Annotated in this window: 22 protein-coding genes; 16 read left to right on the top strand and 6 right to left on the bottom strand. The window is 59.7% G+C overall.

Annotation, left to right across the window (positions count from 1 at the left end; genetic code table 11):
• The first annotated feature begins 24 nt into the window (after positions 1–24).
• The 7 genes from AC3ITA_RS22665 (at position 25) to AC3ITA_RS22635 (ending at position 8,237) form a co-directional block, all read left to right on the top strand.
• On the top strand, positions 25–1,284 hold the full coding sequence (locus AC3ITA_RS22665) for a D-mannose isomerase (protein WP_489278395.1): 1,260 nt from the start codon (positions 25–27) through the stop codon (positions 1,282–1,284).
• 117 nt (positions 1,285–1,401) lie between these two features.
• A complete protein-coding gene (locus tag AC3ITA_RS22660; protein ID WP_095942744.1) occupies positions 1,402–2,700 on the top strand; it encodes an ABC transporter substrate-binding protein in 1,299 nt (432 codons plus the stop codon).
• A 104-nt stretch (positions 2,701–2,804) separates the two neighbouring features.
• Positions 2,805–3,713 carry a carbohydrate ABC transporter permease gene (locus AC3ITA_RS22655; RefSeq protein ID WP_007974433.1) on the top strand — a complete coding sequence of 303 codons (909 nt, stop codon included), beginning with the start codon at positions 2,805–2,807 and terminating at the stop codon, positions 3,711–3,713.
• The gene (locus AC3ITA_RS22650) at positions 3,706–4,551 is read left to right on the top strand and encodes a carbohydrate ABC transporter permease (protein ID WP_095942743.1); all 846 of its coding nucleotides are present in this window, start codon (positions 3,706–3,708) and stop codon (positions 4,549–4,551) included. The genes AC3ITA_RS22655 and AC3ITA_RS22650 overlap by 8 nt, the downstream gene beginning before the upstream one ends.
• Before the next feature lie 4 nt (positions 4,552–4,555).
• Entirely contained in the window at positions 4,556–5,716 is a 1,161-nt protein-coding gene (locus AC3ITA_RS22645; protein WP_414929453.1) for an ABC transporter ATP-binding protein, read from the top strand.
• Between the two features lie 205 nt (positions 5,717–5,921).
• Entirely contained in the window at positions 5,922–7,268 is a 1,347-nt protein-coding gene (locus AC3ITA_RS22640) for a carbohydrate porin (protein ID WP_095942741.1), read from the top strand.
• Between the two features lie 114 nt (positions 7,269–7,382).
• A complete protein-coding gene (locus tag AC3ITA_RS22635; protein ID WP_095942740.1) occupies positions 7,383–8,237 on the top strand; it encodes a D-hexose-6-phosphate mutarotase in 855 nt (284 codons plus the stop codon).
• Positions 8,238–8,391: 154 nt separating this feature from the next.
• On the opposite strand, the gene AC3ITA_RS22630 is transcribed toward AC3ITA_RS22635, so the two are convergent.
• Positions 8,392–9,252 (bottom strand): MurR/RpiR family transcriptional regulator, encoded by an 861-nt coding sequence (locus tag AC3ITA_RS22630; RefSeq protein ID WP_170948639.1) that lies wholly within the window; start codon positions 9,250–9,252, stop codon positions 8,392–8,394.
• A 228-nt stretch (positions 9,253–9,480) separates the two neighbouring features.
• Between AC3ITA_RS22630 and zwf the strand changes: the two genes are divergently transcribed.
• From zwf to AC3ITA_RS22610, 4 genes are all read left to right on the top strand, one after another.
• Complete coding sequence (gene zwf / locus AC3ITA_RS22625) at positions 9,481–10,950, top strand: glucose-6-phosphate dehydrogenase (protein ID WP_095942739.1); 1,470 nt, start codon at positions 9,481–9,483, stop codon at positions 10,948–10,950.
• The gene (pgl, locus tag AC3ITA_RS22620; protein ID WP_414929454.1) at positions 10,937–11,650 is read left to right on the top strand and encodes a 6-phosphogluconolactonase; all 714 of its coding nucleotides are present in this window, start codon (positions 10,937–10,939) and stop codon (positions 11,648–11,650) included. Before zwf ends, pgl begins: the two co-directional genes overlap by 14 nt.
• A gap of 17 nt (positions 11,651–11,667) precedes the next feature.
• Positions 11,668–12,333 (top strand): bifunctional 4-hydroxy-2-oxoglutarate aldolase/2-dehydro-3-deoxy-phosphogluconate aldolase, encoded by a 666-nt coding sequence (locus tag AC3ITA_RS22615; protein WP_095942737.1) that lies wholly within the window; start codon positions 11,668–11,670, stop codon positions 12,331–12,333.
• Positions 12,334–12,577: 244 nt separating this feature from the next.
• On the top strand, positions 12,578–13,303 hold the full coding sequence (locus tag AC3ITA_RS22610; protein WP_489278394.1) for an intradiol ring-cleavage dioxygenase: 726 nt from the start codon (positions 12,578–12,580) through the stop codon (positions 13,301–13,303).
• A gap of 2 nt (positions 13,304–13,305) precedes the next feature.
• Here AC3ITA_RS22610 and AC3ITA_RS22605 read toward each other — a convergent pair whose 3' ends face one another.
• Both AC3ITA_RS22605 and AC3ITA_RS22600 read right to left on the bottom strand, forming a co-directional pair.
• Positions 13,306–14,487, bottom strand: coding sequence for an aminotransferase class V-fold PLP-dependent enzyme (locus AC3ITA_RS22605; protein ID WP_489278393.1), 1,182 nt, complete (start codon positions 14,485–14,487; stop codon positions 13,306–13,308).
• 19 nt (positions 14,488–14,506) lie between these two features.
• On the bottom strand, positions 14,507–14,743 hold the full coding sequence (locus AC3ITA_RS22600; protein ID WP_003227425.1) for a DUF3820 family protein: 237 nt from the start codon (positions 14,741–14,743) through the stop codon (positions 14,507–14,509).
• Positions 14,744–14,946: 203 nt separating this feature from the next.
• On the opposite strand from AC3ITA_RS22600, the gene AC3ITA_RS22595 reads away from it, so the two are divergent.
• Entirely contained in the window at positions 14,947–15,414 is a 468-nt protein-coding gene (locus AC3ITA_RS22595) for a ferritin-like domain-containing protein (RefSeq protein ID WP_095942734.1), read from the top strand.
• Positions 15,415–15,539: 125 nt separating this feature from the next.
• On the opposite strand, the gene AC3ITA_RS22590 is transcribed toward AC3ITA_RS22595, so the two are convergent.
• Together AC3ITA_RS22590 and AC3ITA_RS22585 are read right to left on the bottom strand one after the other, a co-directional pair.
• Positions 15,540–16,010 (bottom strand): MaoC family dehydratase, encoded by a 471-nt coding sequence (locus tag AC3ITA_RS22590; protein WP_007974451.1) that lies wholly within the window; start codon positions 16,008–16,010, stop codon positions 15,540–15,542.
• 41 nt (positions 16,011–16,051) lie between these two features.
• On the bottom strand, positions 16,052–16,996 hold the full coding sequence (locus AC3ITA_RS22585; RefSeq protein ID WP_489278392.1) for an alpha/beta hydrolase: 945 nt from the start codon (positions 16,994–16,996) through the stop codon (positions 16,052–16,054).
• A 245-nt stretch (positions 16,997–17,241) separates the two neighbouring features.
• Here AC3ITA_RS22585 and fadD2 point away from each other — a divergent pair, with 245 nt between their 5' ends.
• Both fadD2 and fadD1 read left to right on the top strand, forming a co-directional pair.
• Positions 17,242–18,930, top strand: coding sequence for a long-chain-fatty-acid--CoA ligase FadD2 (gene fadD2, locus AC3ITA_RS22580; RefSeq protein ID WP_095942732.1), 1,689 nt, complete (start codon positions 17,242–17,244; stop codon positions 18,928–18,930).
• A gap of 380 nt (positions 18,931–19,310) precedes the next feature.
• Positions 19,311–21,011, top strand: coding sequence for a long-chain-fatty-acid--CoA ligase FadD1 (gene fadD1 / locus AC3ITA_RS22575; RefSeq protein ID WP_095942731.1), 1,701 nt, complete (start codon positions 19,311–19,313; stop codon positions 21,009–21,011).
• A gap of 336 nt (positions 21,012–21,347) precedes the next feature.
• On the opposite strand, the gene AC3ITA_RS22570 is transcribed toward fadD1, so the two are convergent.
• Positions 21,348–21,725: a hypothetical protein gene (locus AC3ITA_RS22570; RefSeq protein WP_008054262.1), complete on the bottom strand. Its 378-nt coding sequence runs from the start codon at positions 21,723–21,725 to the stop codon at positions 21,348–21,350.
• Positions 21,726–22,077: 352 nt separating this feature from the next.
• On the opposite strand from AC3ITA_RS22570, the gene AC3ITA_RS22565 reads away from it, so the two are divergent.
• Positions 22,078–23,034, top strand: coding sequence for a YihY/virulence factor BrkB family protein (locus tag AC3ITA_RS22565; RefSeq protein ID WP_095942730.1), 957 nt, complete (start codon positions 22,078–22,080; stop codon positions 23,032–23,034).
• A gap of 2 nt (positions 23,035–23,036) precedes the next feature.
• Positions 23,037–23,576: a peptide deformylase gene (def, locus tag AC3ITA_RS22560; RefSeq protein WP_095942729.1), complete on the top strand. Its 540-nt coding sequence runs from the start codon at positions 23,037–23,039 to the stop codon at positions 23,574–23,576.
• The last annotated feature ends 12 nt before the right edge of the window (positions 23,577–23,588 follow it).

Genomic DNA, 23,588 nt, shown 5'->3' with positions numbered 1-23,588 from the left:
TCATAACAACAAAAAAGGTACGCCATGGACACCTTCCAACCAGCCTTCAGCAGTTGGCTGAACGCACCTGCCCATCAGCAATGGCTTGCCACCGAAGGCTTGCGCCTGCTGGCGTTTGCCAAAGCTTCGAAACTGCCTGAAGGCTTCGGCAACCTCGATGAAAAAGGCCGCCTCGCGGCTGATGCGCAAGCCCAGACCATGAACACCGCGCGCATGACCCACAGCTTCGCCATGGCCCATATTCAGGGCTTGCCGGGTTTTGCCGAGCTGGTGGATCACGGTGTCGCGGCGCTGCGCGGGCCGTTGCGTGATGCGGTGCACGGTGGCTGGTTCGCGGTTGCCGAGCATCGCGACGGCAACACCGGCAAGAACGCCTACCTGCATGCCTTCGTAGCACTGGCAGCCAGTTCTGCGGTGGTCGCGCAACGCCCCGGTGCGCAAGCCTTGCTTGATGATGCCATCGACATCATCGACACCTGTTTCTGGAGCGAAGAAGAAGGCGCCATGCGCGAATCCTTCAATCGCGACTGGAGTGAAGAAGAAGCCTACCGAGGCGCCAACAGCAACATGCACGCCACTGAAGCCTTCCTCGCCTTGGCCGATGTCACTGATGACAGCCGTTGGCTGAGCCGTGCCCAACGGATTGTCGAGCGCGTGATCCATGGTCACGCAGCCGCCAACGACTACCTGGTGATCGAGCATTTCGACCGCGCCTGGCAGCCGCTGCGCGAGTACAACCGCGACAATCCGGCCGACGGCTTTCGCCCCTACGGCACCACCCCGGGCCATGGTTTCGAGTGGGCGCGGCTGTTGCTGCACCTCGAGGCGTCGCGGGTGAAGGCCGGGATGCTCACACCGGGCTGGCTGGTCACCGACGCGCAGAAACTGTTCGAGCACAATTGCCTCCACGGCTGGGACGTCGATGGTGCGCCGGGCATTGTCTACACCCTGGACTGGGACAACAAAGCGGTGGTCCGCCATCGCCTGCACTGGACCCATTGCGAAGCCAGCGCCGCCGCCAGTGCCTTGCTCAAGCGCACTGGCGATGAACAATACGAACACTGGTACCGACTGTTCTGGGAGTTCTGTGACAGTCATTTCATCGACCGTTGCGATGGCAGCTGGCATCACGAACTCGACCCGCTGAACCGCCCAAGTGCCGATATCTGGCCTGGCAAACCTGACCTTTACCACGCCTGGCAAGCCGTGCTGATTCCGCGCCTGACGCTGGCGCCGAGCATGGCCACGGCGCTGGCGCGCTTGTCCCAGAGCGGTTCTATGTAACCATGCGGTGACATTCGCGCATCCCTTCGTTACCTGCGAGGGGATATCCCCTGTTTAGAATCCTATGCAGCGCAAGCAACAGACTTGCATGCATAACAACAAGAAAGGTGCTCCTGGATGAATTCGTTTTCTCGCCTCGCTACTGTCATTTCTCTCGCTTCCCTGTCTGCACTCCCTCTCAGTGTCCTGGCCGCCGAATCCAAAGGTTCCGTTGAAGTCGTTCACTGGTGGACTTCCGGTGGTGAAAAAGCAGCGGTCGATGTCCTGAAGGCTCAAGTCGAAAAAGACGGCTTCACCTGGAAGGACGGCGCAGTCGCCGGTGGTGGCGGTTCCACGGCCATGACCGTACTCAAGAGTCGCGCCGTAGCCGGCAACCCGCCGGGCGTTGCACAGATCAAGGGTCCGGACATCCAGGAGTGGGGCAGCACTGGCCTGCTCAGCACCGACGCATTGAAAGAAGTATCCAAGTCCGAAAACTGGGATGGCCTGTTGTCGAAGAAAGTCTCCGACACCGTTAAGTACGAAGGCGATTACGTGGCCGTGCCGGTGAACATCCACCGCGTCAACTGGCTGTGGATCAACCCCGAAGTGTTCAAGAAAGCCGGGATCGAAAAAGCCCCGACCACCCTCGAAGAATTCTATGCCGCCGGCGACAAGTTGAAAGCCGCCGGCTTCATCGCGCTCGCCCACGGCGGCCAGCCCTGGCAGGACAGCACCGTGTTCGAAGACGTGGTGCTCTCGGTCATGGGCGCTGACGGTTACAAGAAAGCCCTGGTCGATCTGGACCAGAAAACCCTGTCCGGCCCGCAGATGACCCAGTCGTTCGCCGAGCTGAAAAAGATCACCGGCTACATGGACCCGAACCGCGCCGGTCGTGACTGGAACATCGCCGCCGCTGAAGTCATCAATGGCAAGGCCGGCATGCAGATGATGGGCGACTGGGCGAAAAGCGAGTGGACGGCGGCGAAGAAAGTCGCGGGCAAGGACTACCAGTGCGTAGCGTTCCCGGGCACTGAAAAAGCCTTCACCTACAACATCGACTCCCTGGCGGTGTTCAAGCTCAAGGCCGATCGCAAGGGTGACATCGCTGCCCAGCAGGACCTGGCCAAGGTCGCATTGGGCACCGACTTCCAGAAAGTCTTCAGCATGAACAAGGGTTCGATCCCGGTGCGTAACGACATGCTGAACGAAATGGACAAGCTCGGCTTCGACGAGTGCGCCCAGAAGGCGGCGAAGGACTTCATCGCGGACGACAAGACCGGCGGCCTGCAACCGAGCATGGCGCACAACATGGCCACCTCCCTGGCTGTGCAGGGCGCGATCTTCGACGTGGTCACCAACTTCATGAACGACAAGGATGCTGACCCGGCCAAGGCCAGCGCCCAACTGGCCTCGGCTGTCAAAGCTGCCCAGTAATCCCTTGGCATTTACCTGAGTGAGTTCCCCCTTGTAGGAGCGAGCAGGCTCGCTCCTACAAGGGATCGCACTCCGATCCTTACATCTAAACCTGGATTATCCCGATGAGCTCTGTGGCGGTTTTCAGCAAAGCCTCACCGTTCGATGCGCTGCAACGCTGGCTACCCAAGTTGGTACTCGCGCCGAGCATGCTGATCGTGTTGGTTGGTTTCTACGGTTACATCATCTGGACGTTCATTCTGTCCTTCACCAACTCCAGCTTCATGCCGAGCTACAAGTGGGTCGGCCTGCAGCAATACATGCGCCTGATGGACAACGACCGCTGGTGGGTCGCGAGCAAGAACCTCGCGGTGTTCGGCGGCATGTTCATCGGCATCAGCCTGGTGTTGGGCGTGTTCCTCGCCGTGTTGCTGGACCAGCGCATTCGCAAGGAAGGCTTCATCCGCACCGTCTACCTGTACCCGATGGCGCTGTCGATGATCGTCACCGGTACCGCGTGGAAATGGCTGCTCAACCCTGGCCTGGGCCTGGACAAGATGCTGCGTGACTGGGGTTGGGAAGGCTTTCGTCTCGACTGGCTGGTGGATCAGGATCGCGTGGTGTACTGCCTGGTGATCGCCGCCGTGTGGCAGGCCTCCGGGTTTGTCATGGCGATGTTCCTCGCCGGTCTGCGCGGCGTCGATCAATCGATCATCCGTGCCGCGCAAGTCGACGGGGCGAGCCTGCCGACCATCTACCTGAAGATCGTCCTGCCGAGCCTGCGCCCGGTGTTCTTCAGTGCCTTCATGATCCTGGCGCACATCGCGATCAAGAGCTTCGACCTGGTTGCGGCGATGACCGCGGGCGGTCCGGGTTACTCCTCCGACCTGCCGGCGATGTTCATGTATTCCTTCACCTTCAGCCGTGGCCAGATGGGCATCGGTTCGGCCAGCGCCATGCTGATGCTCGGTGCCGTGCTGACCATCCTCGTGCCGTACCTGTACTCCGAGCTGCGAGGCAAACGCCATGACTAATCAACTCGGAAAGCCTGGTATCAGTTTCAGTCGCATCGCGATCTACGCCACCCTGCTGTTGGCAGCGGCGGTATACCTGATCCCGCTGGTGGTGATGCTGCTGACCAGTTTCAAATCCCCGGAAGACATCCGTACCGGCAACCTGTTGAGCTGGCCGACCGTGATCGATGGCATCGGCTGGATCAAGGCCTGGGACGTGGTCGGCGGCTACTTCTGGAACTCGGTGAAAATCACCGTGCCAGCAGTGCTGATCTCGACCTTCATCGGGGCCATGAACGGCTACGTGCTGTCGATGTGGCGCTTCCGTGGTTCGCAACTGTTCTTCGGCCTGTTGCTGTTCGGCTGCTTCCTGCCGTTCCAGACGGTGCTGCTGCCGGCCTCGTTCACCCTCGGCAAGTTCGGCCTGGCCAACACCACCACCGGCCTGGTGCTGGTGCACGTGGTCTACGGCCTGGCGTTCACCACGCTGTTCTTCCGCAACTACTACGTGAGCATTCCGGATGCGCTGGTCAAGGCCGCAAGGCTCGATGGCGCGGGCTTCTTCACGATCTTCCTGAAGATCCTGCTGCCGATGTCGATCCCGATCGTGATGGTCTGCCTGATCTGGCAGTTCACCCAGATCTGGAACGACTTCCTGTTCGGCGTGGTGTTCGCCAGCGGTGATGCCCAGCCAATTACCGTGGCCCTGAACAACCTGGTCAATACCAGCACCGGGGCCAAGGAATACAACGTTGATATGGCCGCCGCGATGATCGCCGGGCTGCCGACACTGCTGGTCTACATATTCGCTGGCAAGTATTTCCTGCGTGGGCTGACGTCCGGCGCGGTCAAGGGGTAGAAACATGGCAACTCTCGAATTACGCAACGTCAACAAGACCTACGGCCCCGGCTTGCCGGACACCCTGAAAAACATCGAACTGAAAATCGATGACGGGGAATTCCTGATCCTGGTCGGCCCGTCGGGCTGCGGTAAATCCACGCTGATGAACTGCATCGCCGGCCTGGAAACCATCAGCGGCGGCGCGATCCTGGTGGACGACGCCGACATCAGCGGCATGAGCCCCAAGGATCGCGACATCGCCATGGTGTTCCAGTCCTATGCGCTGTACCCGACCATGAGCGTGCGCGACAACATCGCCTTCGGCCTGAAGATCCGCAAAATGCCGACTGCGGAAATCGACGAAGAAGTCGCTCGGGTTTCCAAGCTGTTGCAGATCGAACACCTGCTCAGCCGCAAACCCGGCCAGCTCTCCGGCGGCCAGCAACAGCGCGTGGCGATGGGCCGTGCCCTCGCGCGGCGGCCGAAGATCTATCTGTTCGACGAACCGCTGTCCAACCTCGACGCCAAGCTGCGGGTCGAGATGCGCACCGAAATGAAACTGATGCACCAGCGCCTGAAAACCACCACGGTCTACGTGACCCACGACCAGATCGAAGCCATGACCCTGGGCGACAAAGTGGCGGTGATGAAGGACGGGATCATCCAGCAGTTCGGCACGCCGAAGGACATCTACAACAACCCGGCCAACCTGTTCGTGGCGAGCTTCATCGGTTCGCCGCCGATGAACTTCATCCCGTTGCGCCTGCAGCGCAAGGACGGTCGTCTGCTGGCGCTGCTCGACAGCGGCCAGGCCCGTTGCGAACTGCCGCTGGGCATGCAGGACGCGGGTCTTGAAGACCGCGAAGTGATCCTCGGCATGCGCCCTGAGCAGATCATCCTCGCCAACGGCGAAGCGAACGGTTTGCCGACCATTCGCGCCGAAGTCCAGGTCACCGAACCGACCGGGCCCGACACCCTGGTCTTCGTCAACCTCAACGACACCAAGGTCTGCTGCCGCCTGGCACCGGACGTTGCGCCGGCGGTGGGCGAGACCCTGACCCTGCAATTCGATCCGGCGAAAGTGCTGCTGTTCGATGCGAAGACCGGGGAACGGTTGGGGGTTGCCGGCCTGCCGAAAACGGAGGCGCACAGCGCCAACGTGGCCCAATTCAAAGGCCGCTGAAGAACAAAACTGTAGGAGCGAGCTTGCTCGCGATGATCTCAACGGCGCCGCATTTAATCAGAGAGTACGCGTCGTCATTGCGTCCATCGCGAGCAAGCTCGCTCCTACAGAGGGGGGATCCGTGGTGCGCGGCCTGTCGCGCATCGCAACTGATGTAACCGCGTTAAAGAAGAAAAGTTAATAACAATAAAACGAGGAAGTAGGGATGAAGATGAAGAACAAGGCCCGGTTGATCTGCCAGGTTTCAGCAGCGGCAGCACTGGTTCTGGCCGGCAACGCGATGGCCGATGAAGCGTTCAGCTCTGACTCCAAATGGATGACGGGCGACTGGGGTGGCGAGCGTACCAAGCTGATCGAGCAAGGTATCGACATCAAGATGGACTACGTCGGTGAAGTCGGCGGCAACCTGCACGGCGGTTTCAACGATGACAAGACCGCGCGCTACGCCGACCAGTTTGGCCTGGGCGCGGCGCTGGACCTGGAGAAACTGTTCGGCTGGGATAACACCCAGGCCAAGATCCAGCTCACCAACCGTAACGGTGAGAATATCTCCAACGACCGTATCGGCGATCCGCGTGCCGGCACCTTGAGTTCCTCCCAGGAAGTCTATGGTCGCGGCCACATGGTCCGTCTGACCCAACTGTGGATTCAGCACCAGTTCTTCGACAACAAGCTGGACGTCAAGGCCGGTTACTTCGGTGAAGGTGAAGACTTCAACACCTTCCCGTGCGAATTCCAGAACCTGGCGTTCTGCGGTTCCCAGGTAGGTAACTGGGCGACCAACATCTGGTACAACTGGCCGGTCAGCCAGGCGGCGATCCGCGTGAAGTACAACATCAATGACGAGCTCTACGCCCAGATCGGCGCGTACAACCAGAACACGTCGCAACTGGAGCACGGTAACGGCTTCAAGCTCAGCGGCAGTGGCACCAATGGCACCGTCCTGCCAGTCGAGCTGGTCTGGTCGCCGAAGGTCAACAACCTGCCGGGTGAATACCGTGTCGGTTACTACAAAAGTACCTCTGATGCCGACGATGTTCTCGAGGACGACAACGGCCAGAACGCCGCGACCACCGGCAACCCTTATCGCGTCCACGATAGCAAGCACGGCTACTGGTTCGTCGCGCAGCAGCAACTCACCAGCCACAATGGCGATGCTTCCCGTGGTCTGAACATCGCGGCCAACGCCACTTTCCATGACAAGGACACCAACTTCATCGACAACTACCAGTCGCTGATGTTCGTGTACAAGGGCCCGTTCGACGCACGTCCCAAGGATGACGTGGGTATCGGTTTCGCCCGTATCCATGTCAACGATGACGTGAAGAAAAACGCCGAACTGACCAACGTCGCCAACGGTGTTTCGGAATACGACAATCCGCTGTTCTCGCCCATTCGTGAAACCGAATACAACTACGAGATCAACTACGGCTTCCACGTGACCAACTGGCTGACCGTACGTCCCAACCTGCAATACGTCACGCACCCGGGTGGTGTGGATGAAGTCGACAACGCGCTGGTGGCCGGCCTGAAAATTCAGTCGGTGTTCTAACGCGTCTGCGATAAGCTTCTCTCCAAGTGCGCATATTTGCGGACAGCCATGGCTGTCCGCTTTTTTTTACGGGCCGCGCACCCCGGTGACAGATGATTTTCAGGACCGTGGCACATGCTTGAGCATCCGCTACAACGCTTCTTCAAATCCTTGCGCGAACGTCCGTTGTTTGCGTGGGAGCGCTATCAGACGCGCGATGTGCTGGTGATCGATCATCCGCTGTGTCAGGCGGTGTTCAGCCGTCAGGGCGCGCAGTTGTTGCACTTCCAGCCCAAGGGTCAGAAACCGTGGCTGTGGTGCGCGGCAAAGTGGCCGCAGGTCGGCGCCATTCGCGGCGGCGTGCCGGTGTGTTGGCCTTGGTATGGCCGGCATCCGAGCGAAAACGCCTGGCCGTCCCATGGCTGGGCGCGGTTGCTCGACTGGAAGCTGCTTGACAGCAACAGTGACGACGATGGCGTGCGATTGCACTGGCAACTGAAGCTGTGCGACTGGCAAGTGGACCTGCACGCGCATCTGGGTGAACGCATGGAGCTGCGCCTGAGCACCGAGCATCAGGACGACATGCCGTGCCAGTTGAGCCAGGCGTTGCATGCTTACTGGCGTATTGGCGATGTCAGCGAGATAGCGCTGTCTGGGCTCGAGGGGGCGCAGGGTTACGACCAGTTGAGCCGGCAGGTTTGTCAGCAGGAAGGCGAATTACGCGTGGACGGCGGATGCCAGAGGGTGTTCCAGCATGACGGCGAATTGCAGTTGAACGACCACGCCTGGGACCGGGCGTTGTGCATTGATACCGGGGATACGGCAGACACGGTGGTGTGGCACCCCGGTTCACGTCCGTTGCTCGGCGTGACCTGGAACGAGATATCCGAATTTGTCTGTGTGGAAGCGGCGAGCGGCGGTACTGACAGCCTGTGCCTGAAGCCTGGGGAGCGGGCCCATTTGAGTTTGCAGGCGCGGGTGGGGGCTTAGTTCTGGATCTTGTGGTGTCTGGGCTGGCCCCTTCGCGAGCAGGCTCGCTCCCACATTGGGTCTTCGGTGAACACAAGGTTTATGTTCAAACCAAATCCCCTGTGGGAGCGAGCCTGCTCGCGAAGAGGCCGGACCGGTCAGCCGAGATTTCGGATCAGTTGAACTCGTCACCCACCGGATACCGGCTGGCATTCAGGCTCTCCTTGATCTTGCGCAAATGCGGCTGGAAATCCACGCCCCGACGCAAGGTCATGCCGGTAGCGAGCACGTCCAGCACGGTCAGCTGGATGATCCGTGACGTCATCGGCATGTAGATGTCGGTGTCTTCCGGCAGCGGAATGTTCAGGCTCAGGGTGCTGGCCTTGGCCAGTGGCGAGTTCTCGGCGGTCAGGCCAAGCACCGAGGCGCCGTTTTCCCGGGCGATGCGCGCCACTTCCACCAGTTCGCGGGTGCGACCGGTATAGGAAATGATCACGAACAGCTCTCCGGTATGGGCCACGGAGGCAATCATGCGCTGCATCAGCACATCCGCGTGGGCCGTGACGGCGAGGTTGAAGCGGAAGAACTTGTGCTGCGCATCCAGTGCCACCGGGGCCGAGGCGCCGAGGCCGAAGAAGTGGATCTGCCGCGCCTGGATCAGCAGGTCGACGGCGCGGCTGATCAGGTTCGGGTCCAGTGCCTGGCAGGCGCTGTCCAGCGAGGCGATGGCGCTGCCGAAGATCTTCTGCGTGTAGGCCTCCGGATTGTCATCGGCCTCCACCGCACGGCTGACATAAGCGGCGCCACTGGCCAGGCTCTGGGCCAGTTGCAGTTTGAGCTCAGGGTAGCCGCTGACGCCGAACGAACGGCAGAAGCGGTTGACCGTCGGTTCGCTGACCGAGGCGGCCTGTGCGAGGGCGGCGATGCTGAAGCGGGTGGCCTGCTGCGGGTTGAGCAGGATCACCTCGGCGACTTTGCGTTCGGCCTTGTTCAGCTCTTCAAGGCGATTCTGGATTTGCTCCAGTAAATTTCGCACGCGGTCCATATAAGTATCCTTGATTCACCGGCACCGATAAGCGCGCGGCTAATGCAAAAAGGGCCTTTGGTGAGGCCCGTAACGGTGGCCTATCCTACTGATGGCTCCGACCGACCACCACTCGCAATCTGTATTTTGCGAAAATGTTGTGGTTATTACTACATTTTCCCTTGAGTGATGCCTTAAAAAAAGGTATTTGTAGCTTAACTTGATAAAAGAACAAACATCATGCTCTCGATTACGGTTGAACCGTGCACCTTTGCCTTGTTCGGCGCCCTTGGCGACCTGGCCTTACGCAAGCTGTTTCCTGCCCTTTATCAACTCGACGGCGCCGGCCTGTTGCACGAGGATACGCGGATCATCGCGCTGGCCCGTGAGCCGGGCAGCGAGCAGGAACACCTGGCGTTCATCACCTCCGAGCTGCGCCGCTATGTCGGTGCCAAAGAGCTGGACGAAGCCGTGGTCGAGCGTTTTCTGGCGCGCCTGAGCTACCTGCACGTCGACTTCCTCAACCCCGATGATTATGTGGCCCTGGCCGAATCCGCCGGTAGTTCGCAGCGGGTCATCGCCTACTTTGCGACCCCGGCCGCGGTGTATGGCGCGATTTGCGAGAACCTGGCCAAGGTCGGTCTGGCAGAAAACACCCGCGTGGTGCTGGAAAAGCCCATCGGTTCGGACCTGGAATCCTCGCGCAAGGTCAACGACGCCGTGGCGCAGTTCTTCCCGGAGAACCGCACCTACCGCATCGACCACTATCTGGGCAAGGAAACCGTCCAGAACCTGATCGCCCTGCGTTTCGCCAACAGCCTGTTCGAAACCCAGTGGAACCAGAATTACATTTCCCATGTGGAAATCACCGTGGCCGAGCAGGTCGGCATCGAGGGCCGCTGGGGTTACTTTGACAAGGCCGGCCAGCTGCGGGACATGATCCAGAACCACCTGCTGCAACTGCTCTGCCTGATCGCCATGGACCCGCCGGCCGACCTGTCCGCCGACAGCATCCGCGATGAGAAGGTCAAAGTGCTCAAGGCCCTGGCGCCGATCAGCCCGGAAGGCCTGACCACCCAGGTGGTGCGCGGCCAGTACATCGCCGGCTACAGCGAAGGCAAAGCAGTGCCGGGGTACCTGGAAGAACCTAACTCCAACACCCAGAGCAATACCGAAACCTTTGTTGCCCTGCGCGCCGACATCCGCAACTGGCGCTGGGCCGGCGTGCCGTTTTACCTGCGTACCGGCAAACGCATGCCGCAGAAGCTGTCGCAGATCGTCATCCACTTCAAGGAGCCGTCGCACTACATCTTCGCTCCCGAGCAGCGCCTGCAAATCAGCAACAAGCTGATTATCCGCCTGCAGCCGGACGAAGGCATTTCCTTGCGCGTGATGACCAAAGATCAAGGCCTGGACAAAGGCATGCAGCTGCGCAGCGGTCCATTGCAGCTGAATTTTTCCGACACCTGGAGCAGCGCACGGATTCCCGATGCCTACGAGCGGTTGTTGCTGGAAGTGATGCGCGGCAATCAGAACCTGTTTGTCCGTAAAGATGAAATCGAAGCCGCGTGGAATTGGTGTGACCAGTTGATCGCCGGGTGGAAAAAATCCGGTGATGCGCCCAAGCCGTACGCGGCCGGGTCCTGGGGGCCGATGAGCTCCATTGCTCTGATCACGCGGGACGGGAGGTCGTGGTATGGCGATATCTGATTTGAAACTGCCGCGGGGCGTCAGCGCCCATGCGTTCAAGAGCCCGGTGCTGCTGGCTGAAAGCCTGGCACTGAACGTGGCGAAACAACTGAGCGACGCGATCGACGCCCAGGGCACCGCGACCCTGGTGGTTTCCGGTGGCCGCAGCCCGGTGGCGTTTTTCCAGCACCTGGCCAAGCAAGTGCTGGACTGGTCGCGCGTGGTGATCAGCCTGGCCGACGAGCGCTGGGTACCGGTCGAACACGCCGACAGCAACGCCGGTCTGATCAAGCGTTACCTGCTGCAAGGCCCGGCGGCCAAGGCGCAGTTCCTGAGCCTGTACAGCGCCAGCGCCAACCTGGAACAGGCGGCCGAGCAGGCCGACCGTTTGCTGTCCGAGTTGCCGGTGATCGACGTGCTGATCCTCGGCATGGGCGATGACGGCCACACCGCGTCGCTGTTCCCCAACAGCCCGAACCTTGCCGAGGCATTGCAAGTCGATGGCGTCCGTCGCTGCTGGCCGATGCTGGCGCCGACCGTGCCGCATCAGCGCCTGACCATGAGCCGCGCGCTGCTGGCCTCGGCCAAACACAAGGTTCTATCGATTTCCGGTCAGTCCAAGCTGACTACCCTGAGTACCGCACTGGCCAGCGACGATGTCGCCGCAATGCCGATTCGCGCGTTTCTGCAACCTACGTTAGAGATTTACTGGTGCCCATGAGCCAAGGAACAGCCGCTATGACAAACCCATCCCCGACCGTTTCCATGGCGGACAAAGTTGCCCTGATCGACGGCATTTGCGCGAAAGCGCGGATTCTGCCGGTGATCACCATCGCCCGCGAGCAAGACGTTCTGCCCCTGGCCGACGCCCTCGCGGCCGGTGGCCTGACGGCCCTGGAAGTGACCCTGCGTTCGCAATTCGGCCTCAAGGCCATCCAGATTCTGCGTGAGCAGCGTCCGGAACTGGTGACCGGTGCCGGCACCGTGCTCGATCGCCACATGCTGGCGGCGGCCGAAGCGGCCGGCTCGCAATTCATCGTCACCCCGGGTATCACCCGCGACCTGCTGGAAGCCAGCGTCGCCAGCCCGATCCCCCTGTTGCCGGGCATCAGCAATGCCTCGGGCATCATGGAAGGCTACGGCCTGGGCTATCGCCGCTTCAAGCTGTTCCCGGCCGAAGTCAGCGGCGGCGTTGCGGCCATCAAGGCTTTGGGCGGTCCGTTCGGCGAAGTGAAATTTTGCCCGACCGGCGGCGTGGGACCAGCCAATATCAAGAGCTACATGGCATTGAAAAACGTCATGTGCGTGGGCGGTAGCTGGATGCTTGATCCGGAGTGGATCAAGAACGGCGACTGGGCCCGCATTCAGGAATGCACCGCCGAGGCTTTGGCGCTGCTGGACTGATCGCTTCACCCTACACCTCGTTGTGTGTTCTACGGCTTTACGGTGCGCTTGGTCGGTGCACCGTTTTTTTTTGCCTGAAAGAAAGAGTCGTGCCCGGATTGCCGGCTCGGCGCTTATCCCCTGCGGGAGCGAGCAAGCTCGCTCCCGCAGGGGCAAGGGCAGGGACATCATGCGATACATAGTTACCGCATACCTGAAATCGGTCAGTGCTAGCCTGCGTCCATCTTATGGAAGAGAGAACGTCATGGACGCTACCACCCCAGATGCACCCGCGGCACCGGTTTGCCTGCTGTCCCCCGAACAGATTGCCGGCCCGTATTTCCGCAACCCCAAACTGATCCGCAGAAACATCAGCGAAGGCGCCGAAGGCGTTCCGTTGGTACTGCGACTGACCATTGTCGACGCCATGACCGGCGAGCCGGTCCCCGATGCGCTGGTGGACATCTGGCACTGCAATGCCCGCGGTGCCTATTCGGGCTGGAGCAAGATCAACCCGGACGTCGAGGTCGATACCGGTGACATTGGTGCCGTCCCGCGCACCGATGGCGATACCTACCTGCGCGGCGGGCAATTCACCGACAAGTCGGGCATCGTGCGCTTCACCACGATCTATCCGGGTTTTTACGCCGGCCGCGCCTTGCATATTCACGTCGCCGTGCGTATCACGTCCGGCAACAACTATCTGCAAGAACGGCATGTCGCCTGGGTCGGGCAGCTTTACTTGCCGGAGGTGGCCTCACGTTCGGTGCTCGGTAGCCGAGCCTATAGCGGCCGAACCGTGCCGGTCCTGACCAACGACCAGGACTTTTTCTATACAACCATGGGCGGTGAAGAATCGACCTTGAGCGTGCACACCCTGGGGCGGGATTCGGCTGAAGACGGCTACTTCGGGCAGATGACCATCGGCATCGACACGTTCGCCGTGTCGACACAGATCAGGCCCGAGGACTTTGACAAGTACACCGTCTGAACTCAGCCCAGCTCGGTCAGTGCCCTGGCCAGCACATCCATGTCAGCCGCCGTGGTGGTCAGCCCCGGTGTAATGCGGATGCACGGACCGCATGCCGCGCCACTGCGGGTTACGGTGAACAGGTTGTATTCATTGAGCAGGCGCTGGACCATGAGTTGCTGGTCGGCATGCCGGGTAAAGCGCATCGAGGTGATGCCGCAATACAGGCGCGGGTCATCCGGGGTCAGGACTTCGACCCCCGGCAACTGCCGCGCCGCACCGACCCAGCGGTTGCGCAGATAATTGAGCCGCGCGCCCTTGGCTGAGGCCCCCCCCATCGCCCAATGTTCTTCAAGCACCAGCGGCAGGGTCAGCAGCGCCGGGATGTTGGGGGTGCTGTACGAGGTACGGGCGCGAATGTCAGTGGGTGGAAAATGCATTTCGCCCATGTCCGGATCGATGTCGGCCAGGCGTTCGGGGGCGATGTAGATAAAGCCGAGCGTCAGCGGTGCGCCGATCCACTTGTGCAGGTTATAGCCAGCGAATGCGATACCAGGATCAGTCAGGTCGAACTCAAGCTGGCCGAGGGCATGGGCGCCGTCGAGGATGACGTCGATGCCATGCTCCTTCGCAGCCGCTGCAATCGCCTGCGCCGGCATCACCAGCCCCGTGCGATGGGTGACGTGGGTCAGGGCCATCAGCTTGAGCCGCGGATACCGCGCGAAGGCTTCCCGATAGGTATTGAGCAGGCTGTCGAAGGTTGCCGGGTGTGCGTGTTCGATCTCTATCACTTCGACACCACGATTACGCGCCAGCCAGCGCATGGCGCCTTTGACCGTGTCGTACTCCAGATCGCAAACCAGTACCTGATCGCCGGGCTGCAGCCGGTTATAGTTGCGGATCAGCGACTGCAAACCCTCCGAGGCGTTACGGGTCAGGGCGATGCTGTCGGCGGGCACGCCAATCAATCTGGCCAGTTGCGCGCGGATCTTCAGGCTGTCGCCCTGTTCGAAACGCTGACGCACGTACACCGAATTGCTGCGGTTGATCAGCTCGATGTTGCGCTGGTATTCCTCGATCACCGTGCGCGACATGCGTCCGAAATAACCGTTCTCCAGATTGAGCGGGCCGGGTTCGACATCGTAGCGGTCGGCAAAGGTTTGCCAGAAGGCTTCATCACGGGCGCGGCGGGTGTTGTCGGGCATGGGGTACTCGGTAGGTGATTCAGTGGCGCGGGGCCGGTTTGCCGTGTTTGGCGCGCAGCGGTTCGAGCAAGTCCGATAAACCGTTGTGATCGATTTCCTGCATCAGGGCCAGCAGGCCGCCTAACTCGCCATGGGGGAAACCCTCCCGGGCGAACCAGTTCAGGTAAGGGCCGGGCAAGTCGGCAATGATTCGCCCCTTGTACTTGCCGAAGGGCATTTCGCGGGTGATCAGCAGTTCGAGCTTTTCAGGGTTCATCAATCGGTCGTCTTGATTCAGTCAGTCTGGAAAATACAGGCATTCTGCATGCAGGCCAAATGACAGATCATGCAAATAAAACGGATACAGATTTTCTTGTAATGAGTAACTACTTGAAAAGTAAGGAATAAGTAAGAAGTTACCGGCTGGCATGCAGGGTGCACTACTCATTGCATCTTTCATCAACCGCGAGGAATTGAGAAATGACCGACGTGAATAAAGAAGCCATTTCTGTACTCAACGACCTGATTGAAACCAGCAAGGACGGACAGGCCGGATTCAAGACTTGCGCTGAAGACATCAGGCACCCTGAACTCAAAACCCTGTTCATCAAGCGTTCGACCGATTGTGGGACGGCCGCAGCGGAACTGCAGTCTGCCGTGCGTTCGATGGGGGGCGATCCGGAAACCTCCACCAGTATCGGCGGTGACATGCACCGTCGTTGGGTCGACGTGAAGTCGATGTTCACCGGCAAGGGCGAGGAAGCTGTACTCAATGAAGCCGAGCGCGGTGAGGACCATGCGTTGAAGGCTTACCGCGACGCCATGGAGAAAATCAACAAGCACAACCTGGTGGGCATTCGCGATCTGGTGGAGCGTCAGTACCACGGCGTGCAACGCAATCACGATCAGGTAAAAGCCTTGCGTAACCAGGCGCGTGCACGTTCGTAATGCCTGCTTGAAACAACTGTGGGAGCGAGCTTGCTCGCGAAGGCGGCGTGTCAGTCACTATTAAAGGTGACTGTCAGAGCGCTTTCGCGAGCAGGCTCGCTCCCACAGTGTTTTTGACCGGTCAATCAGCCGATGCTGATGGCCGGCAGTTCCGTCAAGGTCACGCTCTGTTGCTTGCGTGGCGCGAGGATTTCCGCCTCGCCATCCACTACCAGTTCATCGCGCTGGTTGAACACGCGAGTGGCGATGCGCACGCGAAACTTCGGCAGTTTTTCCAGGATTTCCAGGCGCACGGTCAGGGTATCGCCGATTTTCACCGGTTTCTGAAAGCTCATTTGCTGGCCGATGTAGATGGTCCCCGGGCCAGGCAATTCGCAGGCGACCGCCGCGCTGATCAATGCGCCGCTGAACATGCCGTGGGCGATGCGCTCCTTGAACATGGTGCTGGCGGCGTATTCGGCATCCAGGTGTACCGGGTTGTGATCGCCGGACATCGCAGCGAACAACTGGATGTCGCGCTCTTCGACTGTCTTGCTGAAACTGGCGGTCTGGCCGACTTCGAGGGCTTCGTAAGGGGTGTTGGTAACCTGGGTCATCTGTATCAATTCCTGTGACGAATTAAAAAATTCACAAAAAACTATTCGGACCGGTGCGGCCGAGGAGCGCTCAAGGCCTGTGCGATCCAGTTCAGCACATCGGCGATGATTTCATCGCGGTTGCTCTCATTGAACAGTTCGTGCCGCGCCTGCGGGTAAACGGTCAGTTGCAGGTGCTGGTTTCCGGCCGCTCGCAGCGCGTCGGCCAGATCCTTGAGACGTTTGCCTTCGCTCACCGGATCACATTCGCCGCCAATCACCAGCAGCGGCAGGCCCGGGTCGATCTGGGCGAGATTGGACGCTTTGCTGATTTGCTGCAAGCCGCCGAGCAAATCGATCCACAGTTGATTGGTGCAACGGAAACCGCAGAGCGGGTCTTTGACGTACAGATCGACCTGCGCCGGATCACGGCTGAGCCAGTCGAACGGTGTGCGTGCCGGTTTGAATTTGTTGTTGAACGAGCCGAACGACAGCCATTCGATCAAGGCGCTGCGTCCCTTGCGGCCCTGGCGCAGGCGTTCGAGACGGGCGATTTGCCGTGCCGCGCGATAAAGCGCCACGGGCTGGAAGTTCGAGCCGCTGAGGATGGCCCCGTGCAGGCTGGCACTGTGGTGCAGCAGATAGCCCTGGGCGATGTAACTGCCCATGCTGTGACCGAGCAGCACGATCGGCACGCCCGGATACTGCTGGCCGATGTGCTGGTTGAGGCTGGCCAGGTCGCTCACGACCTTGCACCAGCCATCGTCATCGGCGAAATGCCCGAGTGTCCCGTTTTCGGCAGTTTTGCCATGTCCACGCAGGTCTGGTGCGCATACGCCATAGCCCTGAACACAGAGTTTTTCCGCCAGGGGGCCATAGCGGCCGCTGTGTTCGGCCATGCCGTGGGCCAGCAGAATCATTGCCTTGAGGCTGCCGTCGGGAAGCCACTGGTTGACGAAGAGGCGGCTGTGGTCGCTCGTGGTCAGCCAGAAAGTGTCATGGATCATGGCGGTTCCTTTGCATGAGGCTGCTTTGTCTGAAACAGCTCGTTGCAGTTTATAGCGCATCCTTGGCTGGGCGTCTGATCAGCCTACGCCACGGCGAGTAGATTCATACGGTCAATGACGGCCGTGGGCATATTTGCCTGCTACGTCATAACTGCTAGTGTCCGTGAAGCTCCGCTTTTTGCATTTTTTTTGAAAAGTGACAGAAAAGTGGCCCCGGATAGATTCAGGTAAAGAGGACAAGAACAATGCAACCTGATTTCTGGAATGACAAACGCCCGGCTGGCGTCCCCCTGGATATCGATCTGGGAGCCTACAAGTCGGTAATCGAGGTGTTCGAGCGTTCCTGCAAGAAGTTTGCTGACCGCCCTGCGTTCAGTAACATGGGCGTGACCCTGACCTACGCCGAACTGGAACGCCAGAGCGCTGCCTTCGCCGGCTACCTGCAAGCCCACACCGACCTGGTGCCGGGTGACCGCATCGCGGTGCAGATGCCCAACGTCCTGCATTACCCGATTGCCGTGTTCGGTGCCTTGCGCGCCGGGTTGATCGTGGTCAACACCAACCCGCTGTACACCGCGCGGGAAATGCGTCACCAGTTCAAGGACTCCGGTGCCCGGGCGCTGGTGTATCTGAACATGTTCGGCCAGAAAGTCCAGGAAGTGCTGCCCGACACCGATATCCAGTACCTGATCGAAGCGAAGATGGGCGACCTGATGCCCACGGCCAAGGGGTGGCTGGTCAACACGGTGGTGAGCAAGGTCAAGAAGATGGTCCCGGACTATTCCTTGCCCCAGGCCGTTTCCTTCAAGAGCGCACTGCGCATGGGCCGTGGCCTGGGTATCAAGCCGCTGAAGGTCGGCCTCGACGACATCGCTGTGCTGCAATACACCGGTGGCACCACGGGCCTGGCCAAGGGCGCGATGCTGACCCACGGCAACCTGGTGGCGAACATGCAACAGGCACGGGCCTGCCTGGGACAGTTCGGCAGCGATGGGCAACCGTTGTTGCGCGAAGGGCAGGAGGTGATGATCGCGCCGCTGCCGCTGTACCACATCTATGCCTTCACGGCGAACTGCATGTGCATGATGGTGACGGGCAACCACAACGTGCTGATCACCAATCCACGGGACATCGCCGGCTTCATCAAGGAACTGAAGAACTGGCGGTTCTCGGCGCTGCTGGGGCTCAACACGCTGTTCGTCGCGCTGATGGATCACCCGGACTTCAAGACCCTGGACTTCTCCAGCCTCAAGCTCACCAACTCCGGCGGCACTGCGCTGGTCAAGGCCACCGCCGAGCGTTGGGAACAACTGACCGGTTGCCGCATCACCGAAGGTTACGGCCTGACCGAAACTTCGCCGGTGGCCTGCACCAACCCCTATGGCGACCAGTCGCGGATCGGCACGGTCGGCCTGCCGGTGCCGGGCACCACGCTGAAAGTCATTAGCGATGACGGCGTCGAACAACCTTTGGGCGAGCGCGGCGAGTTGTGCATCAAGGGCCCGCAGATCATGAAGGGTTACTGGCAGAAACCCGAGGCCACGGCCGAAGTGCTGGATGCCGAGGGCTGGTTCAAGTCCGGTGACATTGCGGTGATCGACCCGGACGGTTTCGTGCGCATCGTTGACCGCAAGAAGGACATGATCATTGTCTCGGGTTTCAACGTGTACCCCAACGAGATCGAAGACGTGGTGATGGCTCACCCGAATGTCGCCAACTGTGCGGTCATCGGTGTGCCTGACGAGCGGTCGGGGGAGGCGGTGAAGTTGTTCGTGGTGGCCCGTGAAGCAGGGGTCAGCCTTGAAGAGCTGAAGGCTTACTGCAAGGAGAACTTCACGGCGTACAAAGTACCGAAGCACATCGTGCTACGGGAGTCGCTGCCGATGACGCCGGTGGGCAAGATTTTGCGGCGGGAGTTGCGTGATATTGCCTGATGGGTGAATGGCTGATCCCTGTAGGAGCGAGCTCGCTCGCGATGGACGTCAACGATAACGCGCGCTGTCTGAATGATCGCGTTGCCAGGACGTTTTTCGCGAGCAAGCTCGCTCCTACACGTTTAAGCTAAAGGCCCGGTTTTCGCGGGTTACAGGGCTTTATAGGTTTTTTGCTCTAAAATGACCGCTTGCAAGTCTTGAGTCACAATTGTGACCGTAGAGGCCGCTTTTGGCTCTGGTCGACCCTTGGCAAAGCTGCTACTCTCGGCGCGCTTTGTGACTTCTCGGCCTTCTATCAGCCAGATTCACCAATGACCAAACACCAATAATAATCGCATCAAATGCGGTGCTGAATTCGCGTTGCTGAGGAGTGGGCTTCCATGATCGAAGACTTTTGGAAGGATAAGTACCCAGCTGGGATTGCTGCCGACATCAATCCAGACGAGTATCCGAATATTCAGGCAGTGTTGAAGCAATCCTGCCAACGCTTCGCCAACAAGCCGGCATTCAGCAACCTGGGCAAGACACTCACCTACGGTGAACTGTACGAATTGTCCGGTGCGTTTGCCGCTTACCTGCAACAGCATACCGATTTGCAGCCTGGCGATCGAATCGCCGTGCAACTGCCCAACGTGTTGCAGTACCCGGTAGCCGTCTTCGGTGCCATCCGCGCCGGGCTGATCGTGGTCAACACCAACCCGCTCTACACCGCGCGGGAAATGGAACACCAATTCAACGACTCCGGTGCCAAGGCCCTGGTCTGCCTGGCCAACATGGCGCACCTGGCCCAAACCGTGGTGCCGAAAACCGGCGTCAAGCACGTGATCGTCACCGAAGTCGCCGACCTGCTGCCGCCGCTCAAGCGTCTGCTGATCAACAGCGTCATCAAGTACGTGAAGAAAATGGTTCCGGCCTATCACTTGCCCAAGGCCGTCAAGTTCAATGACGTGCTGAGCAAAGGCCTGGGCCAGCCAGTGGCGGAAGCCAGTCCGGCCAGTGGCGATGTCGCGGTACTGCAATACACCGGTGGCACCACCGGCGTGGCCAAGGGCGCGATGCTGACCCACCGCAACCTGGTGGCGAACATGCTGCAGTGCAAGGCGCTGATGGGTTCCAACCTCAATGAAGGTTGCGAGATCCTGATCACCCCGCTGCCGCTGTACCACATCTATGCCTTCACCTTTCATTGCATGGCGATGATGCTGATCGGCAACCACAACATCCTGATCAGCAACCCGCGCGACTTGCCGGCGATGGTCAAGGAACTGTCGAAGTGGAAGTTCAGCGGTTTCGTCGGCCTGAACACGCTGTTCGTGGCCTTGTGCAACAACGAAGGCTTCCGCAAGCTGGATTTCTCCGCGCTGAAAGTCACCTTGTCGGGCGGTATGGCCCTGCAACTGGCTGCGGCCGAACGCTGGAAAGCGGTGACCGGTTGCGCCATCTGCGAAGGCTACGGCATGACCGAAACCAGCCCGGTGGCGACGGTGAACCCGATCCAGAACATCCAGATCGGCACCATCGGCATTCCGGTTCCGTCGACCCTGTGCAAAGTCATCAACGATGCCGGTGTCGAACAACCGATGGGCGAAATCGGCGAGCTGTGTGTTAAAGGTCCGCAAGTCATGAAGGGTTACTGGCAGCGCCAGGAAGCCACGGATGAAATCCTCGACAGCGAAGGCTGGTTGAAGACCGGTGACATCGCGTTGATCCAGCCCGATGGCTACATGCGTATTGTCGATCGCAAGAAAGACATGATCCTGGTGTCCGGTTTCAACGTGTACCCGAACGAACTCGAAGACGTGCTGGCCACCCTGCCGGGCGTGCTGCAATGCGCGGCTATCGGTGTGCCGGACGAGAAGTCGGGCGAGGCGATCAAGATTTTCATCGTTGCCAGGCCGGGCGTGAACCTGACCAAGGAGCAGGTGATGGAGCACATGCGCGCCAACGTCACCGGCTACAAGGTCCCGCGCTCCGTGGAGTTCCGCGATGCACTGCCGACCACCAACGTCGGCAAGATCCTGCGTCGTGAATTGCGCGATGAAGAGCTGAAGAAGATCAACGCGAAGAAAGCTACCGCGTAATCAGCAAAAAGCCCCGCCGATGCGGTAATGCTGTTCAGTTAAGGAAGTTGTAGGAGCGAGCTTGCTCGCGATGGACTCAAGAACGCCGCGTTTAGCCAGTAAATACGCGTTATCGTTAACGACCATCGCGAGCAAGCTCGCTCCTACAGAGGACCACATTCGCTTAAGTGAACAGCATTACGCCGATGCGGGGCTTTTTGTTGGATGCCTGACAACACCGATCCTCTGTAGGAGCGAGCATGCTCGCGAAAAAAGTACAGACAACGCGGGCATCCAGGCCCCCCGCGTTATCGTTTACGTCCATCGCGAGCAGGCTCGCTCCTACAGGAATGATGGTTATTGGCGAAACGGCGCGAAGTTGACGTTGGTGCCCGCCGGACGCATGTCCTGGAGGAAGGAGTCCTTGTCGGCGCTCAGTTCCAGGCTCAATGCCGCCTTGCGCTTGCCTTCATTGCGCACCACCAGGCCTTCGAGCTTCTCGCGCAGGAACACGGTCGGCACTTTCAGGTGCAGCAGTTCGTCGGTGGCCGGCGTGTGCATCAGCAGGTGAATCCACTCGTACTGACCGATGGCAAGGCGCGTCACCGGGAGATCGAACCACCAGATGTTGCGGTTACGGTTCAATTCGGCGAAGTGGCAGTTGTTGACGCCAAGCACAGCACCGCCGAGTTCCTGGTTTCTGCGGGCAATGGCCTGCTTTTTATCGAGTTTCATAACGTTCCTACGGGATTGGATCTTCAGCGCCAAGGCCTGAATGTGATGCGCATTCTCAGGGGTTGGCCCGCAAACATAAAGCGCAACCTGCACTGAGCGATGAAATGTCGTGGTGAAATAAATGAAACTCCCTGCAAAAGCCCCCGGTCAACCTTGTGTAACGACTTTCCTGCATTGAAATGTCTTAATGAAAAGAGGACGCGGCCATCTTCAGATGGCCGTTTTTGTGTCAGCCTGAACTTGCACGCTGTATTTGTTTCAAAGTCGCCAACTGGGCTACCTTGATGAAAGAAAACAGCCCCTGAGTCGCCACGACTTCAACCCAATCCGTATGCGGCGAATGGAGACGCGAATGATTTTCCCGGACATGAGAGGCTTGCCCCTGCACCGTGTGATGATGCGCACGGTCACCGAATTCATGGCCGACGAGATGTCGACCTATGCCTCGGCGCTGGCCTATCAAATGCTCTTTTCGTTGTTTCCGTTCATTCTGTTCCTGATCGCCCTGATCGGCTTCCTGCATCTGCCCGACTTCTTCTCCTGGCTGCGCCTGCAATCGGAACTCGTATTGCCGCCCCAGGCGCTGGAGCAGGTCAACCCGGTGATCGACCAGCTTCAGCAGTCCAAGGGGGGATTGCTGTCAGTGGGTATCGTGATTGCGCTGTACACTGCCTCCGCCGGCGTGCGGCTGATGATGAGCGCGATGAACGCTGCCTATGACGTGGTAGAAGGGCGCCCGCTGTGGAAACGCTTTCCGTTGTCGATCATCTACACCGTCGGCATTGCCGGCATGCTGCTGATCGCCGCGGCACTGATGGTGCTCGGGCCGCAGGTGATGAGCTGGATCGCTGCACAGGTCGGCCTTGAGTACTTCATCGTCACCCTCTGGACCATCGCGCGCTGGCCGGTGATCGTGATTTTGATGATGGTCGCGGTGGCGTTGATCTACTACGTCATGCCCGACGTCAAACAGGAATTCCGCTTCATCACCCCAGGCTCGGTGCTGGCGGTGGTGGTATGGATCATCGCGTCCCTGGGCTTCGGCTTGTACGTCAAGGAGTTCGCCAACTACAACGCCATGTATGGCAGTATCGGTGCGATCATCGTGCTGTTGCTGTACTTCTACATTTCCGCCGCGGTACTGCTGCTGGGCGCGGAAATGAATGCCGTGATCGAGCACATGTCACGAGAGGGCAAAGACCCTGGCGAAAAAGTGGCTGGCGAGCATGGTCCCGTCCATGAAGAAAAACACCACGTTTCAGGCCTGGGCCGCGATCATTCACACAAACCGACCATTGATGAAACCTGATCATGATTCGTGAAATTCTGAAAATGGGCGATGAGCGCCTGCTGCGCATTGCCTCGCCAGTGTCGGTCGAAATGTTCGACAGCCCCGAGCTGTGGCAACTGATCGATGACATGTTCCAGACCATGGAAAGCGTGGGGGGCGTTGGCCTGGCCGCTCCGCAAATCGGCGTCGACCTGCAACTGGTGATCTTCGGTTTCGAGCACAGCGAGCGATATCCGGATGCCGAGGCCGTGCCGCAGACGATCCTGATCAACCCGTTGATCACACCGCTGAGCCCGATCCTGGAAGAGGGCTTCGAAGGCTGTTTGTCCGTGCCTGGCCTGCGTGGCGCGGTGCAGCGTTACCAGCAGATTCGCTACGAAGGCGTCGACCCCAAGGGTGAGCCTATCGTGCGTTTTGCTTCGGGGTTTCATGCACGGGTGGTGCAGCATGAGTGTGATCACCTGATCGGCCGCCTGTACCCGTCGCGCATTACCGACTTCAGCAAGTTTGGCTTCACCGAGGTGATGTTCCCGGACCTGGACCCCAACGCGGACGACTAAAGCCGCCGCAAA

The sequence above is a fragment of the Pseudomonas sp. GL_090 genome (assembly GCF_057837765.1).
Note: the sequence above shows the minus strand (reverse complement) of the source record. Positions and strands in the feature narration are given on the sequence as shown.